The 11,844-nt window shown below is 65.7% G+C and carries 7 protein-coding genes; 1 reads left to right on the top strand and 6 read right to left on the bottom strand.

What is annotated here, in order from left to right; genetic code table 11:
- Positions 1 to 4 precede the first annotated feature (4 nt).
- On the top strand, positions 5 to 1,042 hold the full coding sequence (locus VGR99_RS20300) for a tripartite tricarboxylate transporter substrate binding protein (RefSeq protein ID WP_326900751.1): 1,038 nt from the start codon (positions 5 to 7) through the stop codon (positions 1,040 to 1,042).
- A 324-nt stretch (positions 1,043 to 1,366) separates the two neighbouring features.
- Here the strand turns inward: VGR99_RS20300 and VGR99_RS20295 are convergent, their stop codons facing one another.
- From VGR99_RS20295 to VGR99_RS20270, 6 genes are all read right to left on the bottom strand, one after another.
- Positions 1,367 to 2,788 (bottom strand): HlyD family type I secretion periplasmic adaptor subunit, encoded by a 1,422-nt coding sequence (locus VGR99_RS20295; protein WP_326900750.1) that lies wholly within the window; start codon positions 2,786 to 2,788, stop codon positions 1,367 to 1,369.
- Positions 2,775 to 4,961 carry a type I secretion system permease/ATPase gene (locus VGR99_RS20290; RefSeq protein ID WP_326900749.1) on the bottom strand — a complete coding sequence of 729 codons (2,187 nt, stop codon included), beginning with the start codon at positions 4,959 to 4,961 and terminating at the stop codon, positions 2,775 to 2,777. The genes VGR99_RS20295 and VGR99_RS20290 overlap by 14 nt, the downstream gene beginning before the upstream one ends.
- Before the next feature lie 249 nt (positions 4,962 to 5,210).
- Positions 5,211 to 8,375, bottom strand: coding sequence for an AIDA repeat-containing protein (locus VGR99_RS20285; RefSeq protein WP_326900748.1), 3,165 nt, complete (start codon positions 8,373 to 8,375; stop codon positions 5,211 to 5,213).
- Between the two features lie 454 nt (positions 8,376 to 8,829).
- The gene (locus tag VGR99_RS20280) at positions 8,830 to 10,215 is read right to left on the bottom strand and encodes a hypothetical protein (RefSeq protein WP_326900747.1); all 1,386 of its coding nucleotides are present in this window, start codon (positions 10,213 to 10,215) and stop codon (positions 8,830 to 8,832) included.
- A gap of 252 nt (positions 10,216 to 10,467) precedes the next feature.
- Positions 10,468 to 11,115 (bottom strand): transglutaminase-like cysteine peptidase, encoded by a 648-nt coding sequence (locus VGR99_RS20275; protein ID WP_326900746.1) that lies wholly within the window; start codon positions 11,113 to 11,115, stop codon positions 10,468 to 10,470.
- Positions 11,116 to 11,314: 199 nt separating this feature from the next.
- Positions 11,315 to 11,812 carry a tetratricopeptide repeat protein gene (locus tag VGR99_RS20270; protein WP_326900745.1) on the bottom strand — a complete coding sequence of 166 codons (498 nt, stop codon included), beginning with the start codon at positions 11,810 to 11,812 and terminating at the stop codon, positions 11,315 to 11,317.
- Positions 11,813 to 11,844 lie beyond the last annotated feature (32 nt).

Raw genomic sequence — 11,844 nt, 5'->3', positions numbered from 1 at the left:
TAAAATGGCCCTTGGCGAAATCATCGATCACGACGGCGTTCGCGGGAAGAGTTTCGCCGTTCGCCGCCGGCTGAACCTCGCCGTCCTCGCCTGTGCCGTCATGCCGATGGTCACAGGACTGGGAGTTGCGCCAGCACGCGCCGAATATCCCGAGAAGATCGTCAAGATCGTGGTGCCCTTCGCCGCCGGTGGCGGGACCGACATCATCGCGCGAACGACGGCGCAGGACATCCAGGCGGACCTCGGCAAATCAGTCATCATCGAGAACAAGCCGGGCGCCGGGACCATCATCGGAACCCAGACAGTGGCCACCAGCGATCCCGACGGCTATTCGTTGCTGATGGCGACCTTCGCCCACGCGGTCAATCCGAGCCTGTACAACAAGCTGCCCTTCGATCCGCACAAGGATTTCGCTGCGGTCTCGCTGATCGCGCGATCGTTCAACATCGTCGTCGTCAACCCCGCGTCCAAGATCAACTCGATCTCCGATCTGATCGCTGAAGCAAAGGCCAATCCGGGCAAGCTCAATTTCGGTACGTTCGGCACCGGTACCTCGGCTCATCTCGCCGGCGAGCTGTTCAATGCGATGGCCAAGGTCAAGATGACGGCGGTGCCCTACAAGGGCGCGGCGCCCGCCATCAGCGATCTCCTGGGCGGGCAGATCGACGTGATGTTCACCACCGTGGCAAGCGCGGCCTCGCTGGTGGCTGCGGGCCAGCTCCGGGCGCTGGCGGTCACATCCGCCGAGCGGTCGACGGCGTTCCCGCAATTGCCGACCGTCGCCGAGGCGGGGGTGCCCGGCTATGCCGCGGAGTCGTGGTACGGCTTGTACGCTCCGGCCAGGACGCCCGCTCCCGTGATTGCGCGCCTGAATCAGGCGGTCGCAAAGGCGGTTCAGTCCGGCGGTTTCAAGCAACTCGAGGCAAACGAAGGCCTCATCATGGTCGGCAGCTCCCCGGAAGAGCTCGATCGCTATGTCGCCCAGGAGGAGGACCGCTGGCGCAAGCTGGTCAAGGACGCGAATATCGAGGTGCAGCAATGAGCCGTCGGTTGATGAGCTGCACCAGGGTGCTCTCCAATCCCCCGGAGAGCTGATGGTGATGCCTTCCTTGTAATACGGCTCGACCGCATCGGTTGCCGGCGCGACCGGAATGGTCGACGAGCAATGACACGACCGTATCGGCAGCATCGGCCGTGGCGCGCCGTTTTGCACAACAGTTCCAGCCTGTCGGCGCGGGTGCGCCGGTAGGCCTGATCCGCTCGCTATTTCAACGGCTTCGTACGATCGACAGCGCGCCACGCCGGCTGCTGCCTTCTACTGTGCATGGGGTTGTTTTCGCACTTTTTGTTTGTCGCCCTGCGCGGCTCAGCGCTCGCGCAGGCTTTCCTGGCCGTAGCGGATCAGCGGCGAGAGCACATAGGAGATGATGCGGCGGGAGCCGGTCTTGATCTCCACCGTCACCGCCATGCCGGGCGCGAGGTTCACCACCCGCCCATCGACGTCCATCTGGGCGCGGTCGAGCGAGACGCGGGCGGAGTAGACCAGCTCCTGGCCCTTCGGCTCGCTGGAGGCGGTGTCGGTGCCAGCAGGGGTGTCGCCGGGCTTTTCCGGCGGCTTCTGGCGGACGATGGCGTCCTGGGAGACGCTGAGCACCTTGCCCTGGCGCAGGCCGTAGCGGGTGAAGCTGAAGGTGTCGACCTTGATTGCGGCTTCCTCGCCGGGGTTGACGAAGCCGATGTCCTTGTTCGAGATCATCGCCTCGATCTCGAGGCCGCCTGAGGTCGGCACCACCACCATCAGCGTCTGCGCCGGCGTCACCACGCCGCCGACCGAGTGCACGGCGAGCTGCTGGACGATGCCGTCCTCCTGCGCGGCGAGGCGGAGCAGGCTGGTGCGCTGCTCGGCCTTGACGATGTCCTGGCGCAGGCCCGCCGCCTTCTGCTCGGCTTTCGCGAGCTCGTCGAACAGGCCGCGATTGTACTCCGCCTCGGTCCGCCGCAGCGTCTCCTCGATGCCTCCGACGGCAGCATCCGCCTCGGCGAAGTGGCTCTTCTGGACCAGCAATTCCTGCTGTTGTGCGACCAGATCCTGCGTCTCCGTCAGATATTGCAATTTCGAGCCGAATTCGCGATCGACGAGATATTTTCGCACGTCGACCCGCTGCTGCATGATCGGGATCAGGGCGCTGATCTTGCCGATCGTAGCCTCGGTGGTCGAACGCTCGGCCTTCTTCTGCGTGCCCTGCCATTCGAGCGTGGTGATCTTGGCCGCCTGCTCGGCGGTCTGCGAGGCCAGGAAGCGCTTTGCGGTGCGGATCTGCTCGGAAGTCGCGCGCGCGGGCGGGGTGAACTTGCTGGGATCGCCGCCAGCCAGCGCAGCGCGCAGGCGGGCGATGTCGAGCTCGCTCGCGAGCAAATCGCTCTGGAGGTGGCCGAGCTCGGCCTGGCTCATGGTGGGATCGAGCTCGATCAGGAGGTCGCCGGCCTTGACGCGCTGACCGTCCTGCACGTGGATCGCGCGGACGACCGCGGTCTCGAACGGCTGGATCACCTTGGTGCGGCCATCAGGCACGATCTTGCCGGTCGCGGTCGCGATGATGTCGACGGTGCCGATGCTGGCCCACACCAGCGCGATCAGGAACACCGCCGAGATCGACGCGGAGATGGCGCGGCCGATCGGCGAGGGCGGGGTCTCCACGATCTCGAGCGCCGCGGGCAGGAACGCCAGCTCGTCGCGCGTACGCGTCGGCCGGCGCAGCGACGCCAGCATGGCCTTAGCCGACTTCATGGAGGCCTGCCTGGACACGATGCAGCGTGGCGTAGCGGCCGCCGCTGCGGATGAGCTGGTCGTGCGAGCCGTCCTCGACGATGCGGCCGCGCTCGATGGTGATGATGCGGTCGGCGGTGCGCACGGTCGACAGACGATGGGCGATGATCAGCACGGTGCGGCCCGCGGTGATCTCGCGCATGTTCTGCTGGATGATGCGCTCGCTCTCATAGTCGAGCGCGCTGGTGGCTTCGTCGAAGATCAGGACGCGCGGATTGGTTGTCAGCGCGCGCGCGATCGCGATGCGCTGGCGCTGGCCGCCGGACAGCGTGCTGCCGCGCTCGCCGATCACCGTGTCGTAGCCGTCCTGGAGCTCGAGGATGAACTCGTGCGCACCGGCGAGTTTGGCCGCGGCCACGACCCGCTCCATCGGCAGCGCGGGATCGGCCAGCGCGATGTTGTCGCGCACCGAGCGGTTGAACAGCATGTTCTCCTGGAGCACGACGCCGACCTGCCGGCGCAGCCAGGTCGGGTCGACCGCGGCGAGATCGTTGCCGTCGACCAGGACGCGACCGGCCTCGGGCAGATAGAGCCGCTGGATCAGCTTGCCGAGCGTGCTCTTGCCGGAGCCCGAGGTGCCGACGATGCCGACGATCTGGCCGGCGGGAATCTTCAGGTTGATGTCGTTGAGGATCTGCGGCCCGTCGACGCGGTAGCGGAAGCCGACATGTTCGAAGCTGATGTCGCCGCGAATGGCGGGCAGCGCCGCGCGCCCGGTGCGATGGGTCGGCTCGGGCACGGTGTTGAGGATGTCGCCGAGCCGCTCGACCGAAAGACGCGCCTGATGGAAATCCTGCCAGAGCTGGGCGAGGCGCAGGACCGGCGCGGTGACGCGGCCCGACAGCATGTTGAAGGCGACGAGCTCGCCGACCGTGAGGCTGCCGTCGATCACGAGCTTGGCGCCGAAATAGAGCAGCAGCGCCATGTTGATCTTGCTGACGAACTGCACCGCCTGGCTTGCGACATTGCCGAGATTGACGACGCGGAAGCTCGAGGCGACGTAGCCTGCGAGCTGCTCCTCCCAGCGCTTCTGCATCTGCGGCTCGACCGCCATCGCCTTGAGCGCTTCGACGCCGGTGACGCTCTCGACCAGGAATGACTGGTTCTCCGCGCCGCGCTTGAACTTCTCGTCGAGACGATAGCGGAACAGCGGCGAGGCGCCGGCCGAGATCACGATGTAGAGCGGGAACGAGGCCAGTACGATCGCGGTCAGCAGCGGCGAGTAGAACGCCATCAGGCCGAGGAAGACGAAGGTGAAGAACAGGTCGATCACCAGCGTCAGCGCCGAGCCGGTGATGAAATTGCGCAAATTCTCCAGCTCACGGACACGGGCCACGGTGTCGCCGACCCGCCGTGCCTGGAAGTAGGACAGCGGCAGCGCCAGCAGATGGTGGAACAGCCGCGCGCCGAGCTCGACGTCGATGCGGTTCGTGGTGTGGGAGAACAGGTAAGTGCGCAGCGCGCCGAGCACGACCTCGAAGATCGAGATCGCGACGATACCGGCGACCAGAACGTCCAGCGTGCCGAGGCTGCGATGCACCAGCACCTTGTCGATCACCACCTGGAAGAACAGCGGCGAGACCAGCGCGAAGATCTGCAGGAAGAACGAGGCGAGCAGCACCTCGCCGAGCAGGCCGCGATAGCGGTTGATCGCGCCCATGAACCAGGTGATGTCGAAACGCCGCGACAGGTCGGCGAGGCCCGCGCGCTTGGTCATCAGCACGATGCGGCCGTCCCAGAGCACCTCGAACTGCGCTTTGGTCAGCATCTGCGGGCGCGGCGAGCCCGGATATTGCACGATCGCCTTGCCGTCGCCGGCCTTGCCGAGGATCAGGAAGCCGCCGTCGCGGAGCGCGACGATGGCGGGTAAGGGCGTCTTGTCCAGCCGCTCCCAACTCGTCCTGACCAGCCGTGCCTTGATGTTGAACTGCTTGGTACACCGCAGCATCTCGGTGGTGCCGATCGTGACGCCGCCGAGTTGATGGCGGAGCTGCTCCGGATCGGCTGGCACGCCCAAAAACTGGAGCATCATGACGAGCGCCGTCAGCCCCGGGTCGGTCGGCGGCTTCGGGACGGCTTGGACCGGCGGCTCCGTGGCGGCCGCATCCCGTGAAATGGTCTCGTTCAGGCTCATCGGCTGCGAATATCCGCGGGTCTCGGCGTCCGGACGATCTCACGGACAGGGGGCCCGCCGACCGGCAGGGCCGCCGATAGCTAACGCGGCTATGTTACGGTTTGATAACTATGTCAGGCCGCTCACATAACTGTCGAATTCGACGATTTGCGGCGGCTCATTGCAGAGCGGCGGGAGGCATTGGCCTCCCGCCGCGGTCGCAGTGCGCGACCCGGGGCGGACCCCGGTACGCAGGTCGTATCGGTCGGATCAGCCGTGGCTGGCCAGCGTGGTCTGCTGCTGCGTCGTGTCTGAAGACACGGGGCTGCTCTCGATGCCGGCATCCGGGACGATGCTCGCCGACTGCTGCACCAGCAGCGACAGCGAGATCGTCGATCCGCCGTGGCCGTCGTCGGTGACGTTGAGCTCCGTGCCGGACTGTACGCCCGCGAACTGGTAGGCGTAGGTACCCGAGTTGGTGGCGAGCGTCAGCGTCGAACCGTCGAAGATGAACGACGAGACTGAAACGTTGAGCAGGTCGATCGTATCGCCGAGTTCGAAGTTTGACACCGTGCCGGTCAGGCCTGATGCGGCCTCGAGCGACAATGTCGCAGCCGAGCCGGCGAAATCGACATCGTGCTGGACGCCTCCGGCGTAGACATGCTCGACCCCGCCCGCAAGGTGGGTGTTGTCGGCCGTACCTGCGACGTCGAGCTCGCCGCTGTTGAGCGTCGTGCCGGACGTCGTTCCGATGACGAACCCGACTCCGCCATTGATCGTCGTGGATGCAGCCGAGCCACCGGCGTCGACATAGAGCAGACCGCCGCCGTTCACCGTCGTCGCCGTCACCGATCCGCCGGCGCCAACGTACGAATTGCCGCCGTTCTCGATCACGGTGTTCGCAGCGACGCCGCCGTCCAGAACCTGCTGGTTGCCGCTGAGGTGCGTGCCGGAGACGGTGGCATGGTAGACATCCTGGAATCCGCCCGCCGTAACGATCGTGCCGGCCGCGCTGCCGCCGTGGTAGACGTGCTGCGCGCCGCCGTTCTTGACCGTCACACCGGTCGCGACGCCGCCGCCCTGGGAGCTGCCGCCACCGACCGAGCCGCCGGTTGCCGTGCCGTCGACATACTGGAAGCCACCGTCGATCACGGTGTCGCTGGCCGACCCGCCGGCATCGATGTACTGGAAGCCGCCCGTCTTGACCAGCGTGCCATCGCTGGCGCCGCCAGCGCCGACATACTGGTAGCCGCCGCTCTCGACCGTGGTGTCGATCGCCGTTCCGCCCGCCAGCACCTGCTGGTTGCCGCTGAGGCTGACGTTGCTCACGGTCGAATTCGAGAACACGTCTTGATAGCCGCCGGCCGCAACCGTCGTATTGGTCGCGTTGCCGCCGAAGTAGACGTGCTGCGCGCCGCCAGCCTGCACGGTCGTATCGTTCGCTGTTCCGTAGGCGTACTCAATGCCACCAGCGAGGATGGTCGCGTGTTGTGCGGTGGCACCGGTCTCAACGCCGACGATGCCGCCGTTCCCGATCGTGATCTGCCCGGAGACGTTGCCGCCGGAGACGACATCGAGGATGCCCGCGCCGAGGACGACGTAGCCCATCGCGGTGGTCGTCGATGCATTGACCGAGGTCGTACCGGTCGAGACGAGGGTCGGCGCCGCGAAAGTGGTCGAGGTGCCGCTGTTGCCGGCTGCGTCGGTCGCCTTCGCGCTCAGATTGTTCGCGCCTTCCGTCAGAGTCACGCCCGACAGGCTCCAGGAGCCGTCGATGCCTGCCGTTGCCGTGCCCACCAGGGTGGCGCCGTCATAGATCGACACCAACTGGCCGGCTTCGCTCACGCCGTTCACCGTCACGGTCGGCAGATTGCCGTTGTCGAGCACCACGCCGGTAACCGCAACAGCCGGCGCAACCGTGTCGACGATCACGTTGATCGCGGTGGCAGCATCGCTCACGGCGCCGGTCGTGTCGGTGACCTTGGCCGTGATGGCGTGAGCCGCATTGCCGAGCACGCCGGTCTGGATGTCGACGTAACCGCGCGCGATGTCGGCGAGCGAGAGCGTCACGGCGGTGCCGATCGCGGTCTGGCCGTCGAACAGCTGCACGACGTCGCCGGCGAAGTTGCTGCCGGTCGAGATGCGGACGGTCAGGTTGGTGTCGTTGGTGCTGGCACCGTTGGCGAGCGCGCCGGTGTTCGGCGAGACGTCGTCGGTGACCGAGACGATGGTCGGGGTGGTCGGGGCGTTCGACAGGTTGAAGATCTGCGCGGTGATGCCGTAGCCCGAGTTGTCGCCGAGCGTCTGGCTGAAATCGGTCCAGCTGATCACGAAGCCGCCGTTGGCGAGCGCCGCGACGTTCGGATAGAGCTGGTTGCTGCCGATCTGAGTGTTGACGACATACTCGCCGCCGATCTTGCTGCCGGCCGCGTCATAGACCTGCGCCTTGATCGCGGGGCCATTGCCGTCGCCGACGCCTTCGTCCGACCAGGTCACGACGAAGCCGCCGCCCTTCAGTGCGGTGATGCTCGAGAAGCCCTGGTTGCCGCTGGTCTGGGTGTTGGCCTGGAATTCCGAGCCGACCTTGACGCCGCCGGCGGTGAAGACCTGCGCGCGGATCTCGCCGGCGGTGTCCTCGAAGCTGATGACGAAATTGCCGTTGGCAAGGCCGGTCACGCCGGCAACCATGCGGGCGTTGTAATAGGCCTGGTCGACGGTGAACTCGGCGCCGACCTTGGTCGCGCCGCTCGCGCCCGGGTGGAACACCTGGCCGCGGACTTCCCAATTGCCGGTGCGGAAATCGTTCCAGGTGACGACGAAGTCGCCATTGCCGAGCGTGGCGATCGAGGCGCGCTCCTGGTCGAAGCTCGGGTTGCTCGAGTTGACGAGGAATTCGGAGCCGACCTTGGCACCGCTCGCGTCATAGACCTGGGCCTTGACGTCGGCGGCCGACGAGCCCTGGTTGGTCCAGGCGACGACGAAGCCGCCATTGGGCAGGCCGGTGATGGCCGGGGTGTTCTGGTTGTTGGCGGTGACGGAGTTGATCACGAACTCGCCGCCGACCGGCGCGCCGTTGGCGCCGTAGATCTGCGCCTTGATGTCGCCGCTCGTGGAGTTCTGGTCCTGCCACGAGATGACGAAGCCGCCATTGCTGAGGCCGGTGACGACCGGGGTCGCCTGCGAGCCGGTGGTCTGGGTGTTGACGAGGAATTCGCCGCCGACCTTGCTGCCGTCGGCCGCATAGACCTGGGCGTGGACAGCGGAGCCGCTGGCATCGCCGAGCGAGCTGCTGCCGCTGGTGGAGCCGGCGAGGCCGTCCTGCCAGGTGACGACGAAGCCGCCATTGGTGAGGCCAGTGACGGAGGGATACCATTGGCTGCCAGCCGTCTGGCTATTGACCTGGAATTCGGTTCCTATTTTTACGACGGTGGTCATAACATAACCTCAAGTGATGCTGAAGGGAGCGCTGAAAGGACTGGATTTTCGTGCTGCCTGCTCGTTTTGTGGAGGCATGCGCGAAAGCCCGCATGCGCTCTAAACGATCTGTTTATGATGTTTTATGATACATTTTTGCGCAATGTGCGGCATTTTGTCCGGAGTAATGTTGCATCAATGATATGAAGCGCCTCCGCCGGATGCAGCCGAGGCGGGTACCGCCAATGTTATGCAATCGCGCGACGCGTGTATCTTCAGTGTGGGCACGCGCGAAAAGATACCGCCGCCGCTGACAAGCCGGCGACTCGCGCTGCCTGCGCGATCTGCTGCGCTGATAACTTTCTGATCGGAGAAGATGAGCGGGCATCTGCCCGATGACGCCGGCCGGAGCGTGGCTCTGACGGCCGCAAGGCCGTACCGGGACGTGTCCCGGGTACGGCGATGTCGTGCGAGCTCAGCTCTGGGCGTGAACCAGCGAGGTGCTCTGGGGATCGGAGCTCTGCGGCGTGATCGCGCCTTCGCCCGCATCCGGCACCAGGCTGGCCGAGAACTGCGAGAGCAGCGACAGCGATACCGACGTGCCGCCATGGCCGTCGGAGGCCACGTTCAACGCGGTGTTGGCCTCGACGCCGGCGAACTGATAGGCGAGGGAGCCGTTGCTGGTCGTCAGCGTGAGCGTGGAGCCATCGAACGCGTAAGACGTCACCGCGAGGTTGCGGAAGTCGATGACGTCGCCGACCTCGAAATTCGAGATCGTGCCGGCCAGGCTGGACGGGCTCTCGAGATAGATCGTCGAAGCCGAACCGGCGAAATCGATCCCGTTCTGGACGCCGCCCGTATAGACATATTCAGCGCCGCCGGCGAGACGGGTGTTGCTGGCGGTGCCTGCGACATCGAACTCGCCGCTGTTGACGATCGCGCCTGAGGCCGAGCCCGCCACGAATACGAAGCCGCCGTTGACCGTCGTGGAGGCCGCAGAGCCGCCGGCATCGACATATTGCAGGCCGCCGGCGTTGACGGTCGTTCCCGTCGCCGAAGCGCCTGCGCCGATGTACTCGTTGCCGCCGGCGACGATCACGGTATCGGTTGAGGTGCCGGTGCCCAGAACCTGAAGGCTGCCGCTCACCTGGCTGCCCTGCGCGCTGCCGCTCGTGACCTGCTGGAAACCGCCGGCCTGGACCGTCGTCGTGATTGCGGTGCCATCCAGCACGATGTGCTGAATGCCGCCGCTGCTGACGGTGGTGTTGGTGGTCGTGCCTGCGACTTCCTGGACGCCGCCGCCGAAGACGACGCTGTCGTTCCCCGCGCCGAGCACGTATTGATACCCGCCGTTGTTGATCGCGGTGCCGTTGGCCGTGCCGTTCGCAGCGATATATTGCAGCCCGCCCGACGAAACGATGGTTCCGTTGGTGGTTCCGCCGGCGGCCACGAACTCATTGCCTCCGTTGACTATGATGGTCGCATAGGTCACGCCGCCGGTATGAACCTGCTGTGAGCCGGCCAGCGTCGTTCCGTTGACGGTGGCGTTCATGACGTCCTGGTAGCCGCCGGCGCTGATCACGACGTTGTTGGCGGTGCCGCCATAGACGTGCTGGGTGCCGCCATTGGAGATCACGACGCCGTTGGCCGTGCCGTAGTTGAACTGCACGCCGCCGACGACGGTCGAGTTGTTGGCGGTGCCGCCGACCTCGATCACGATGGCGCTGCCGGGGCCGACCGCGGTCGCGCCGGACACAACACCGCCGCTGGCGACATCGAGCGTGCCCGAGACGACGATGTAGGTCGTGGTGGTGGGGGCGGAGACTGTCGTCGGGCCGCCAAATAGAACTTCAGTGGTCATTGATGCCTCAAATGAGTGCTACTGGTGATGGTCGCGATGGTGATACAATTCAAAACGAGAATCATTCCACCGGTTATGATATATTATATATCATAATGCGCGTATAATGTTACAACACCGTTCAGGACGAGAAGGTGCGGCGAAACGCCGGACAGCCCGCGAGGTCATGCGGATGATCGCGCATGGCCGGCAGGCGCGCGACGCCAGCGCGTCGCGGGGCTGATCTGCAGGGTCGGCCGGCCTGTGCGTGAATTAGCGCTCGACGGGAAGGGCCGGGGGGATCGGCTGTTCCGAGCCGAACGACACCCAGACGTTCGGATCTGCCGCGCTTTGCCGCGACAGATAACGGTACTTGGTCTCGTACCAGAACAGGATTTCCGGCGTCTGGTTGTCGAGGATCATCTCGCCGCGGTCGGAGCGGACGGTCAGGACGGCGTGATGCCCCTTGGCCGGGCCGGGCTCCTCGACCGTGGTGATCAGGAGCGCGCCTATCGGCCAGCCTGCCTTGGCGAGCATCTTGCGCTTGAGCAGGACGATGTCCTCGCAATCGCCGCGATCGAGCGGAAGCGTCCAGCGTTCAGCCTTGCCGTAGAGCGCGTCATCGCTGGTCCAGGTGACGCGATCGTTGACGTATTTGTTGATCTCGTAGAGCTGCTGGAGCAGGTCGGGAGTCAGCACGACATCCCGGGCCTGATCCGCGCCGGGCCGGCATTCTTCGGCATTCTCGGCGCAGAACTGTTGCCAGCCGGAGGGCGCTTTGGTCGCGGCACCGACTGCGGCAAACAGGGTCGGTCGGGCCAGGAAGGCGTTGGCCGGCTCGGCCGTCGACAGGCACGCCACGGCGAGGCCGGCGGCCGCCAGCGTCCCGAGTTTCTGCTTTGCGTTACGAATTCCCGCCATGTCGTCCCCCGACGCTCCTTGCGAAGGGGAGGTTGGCAGAGACAGCTCGCGAACCGGCTAAGCAATTGCTTCAAATTGAACAGATCCGGGCAATCGCGCCCGGGCTGGCGTCGGCGATGGTGTGATTTCCGTTAACGCCGGCGTTATTGCGTCACATCATTGATGTGGCGCCGTTCCCGGGCGGCTCCGTCGCCCTTGGTCAGAACGGCGACTCCTCCGGCCAGCGCAGCGCATGCCATTGCCCTGCCGCGATCTGGCCGCGGCTCATCTTCGACGCCACGGCATTGCGCAGCTTGGCAAAATTCTCGCGCGTCTTCTTCGGCGCATGCGCAGCCGCGAGGTTCAGCCATTTATACGCGGCGACGTCGTCCTGCGGCACGCCCTGGCCCTTGTCGTAGGCGAGGCCCAGCAGATATTGCGACGTGGTGTCGCCTTGCTCGGCGGCCAGCCTGTACCAGTAGCTTGCGGCGTCATAGGCCTGCGGCAGGCCCTGTCCCGTCGCGTACATGAAGCCGACCATCCCTTGCGCGCGGGCGCTGCCGCGCTCGGCCTGCGGCAACAGCAGGCGGGCGGCTGTGTTGTAGTCGCCGCGATTGAAGGCGGCGGTTCCGGTGCCGAGCGCATCTGCGCGGGCGAGGCCTGTCGAGGCAAGTCCCAGAACGATGGCGACGACGAAGAGCTTGCCGGACCTGATCATGTGAACCGCTCGTGCTCTTTGGGCATTTGTGC

The sequence above is a fragment of the Bradyrhizobium sp. genome (genome assembly GCF_035935975.1).
Classification (GTDB): Bacteria; Pseudomonadota; Alphaproteobacteria; order Rhizobiales; family Xanthobacteraceae; genus Bradyrhizobium.
Note: the sequence above shows the minus strand (reverse complement) of the source record. Positions and strands in the feature narration are given on the sequence as shown.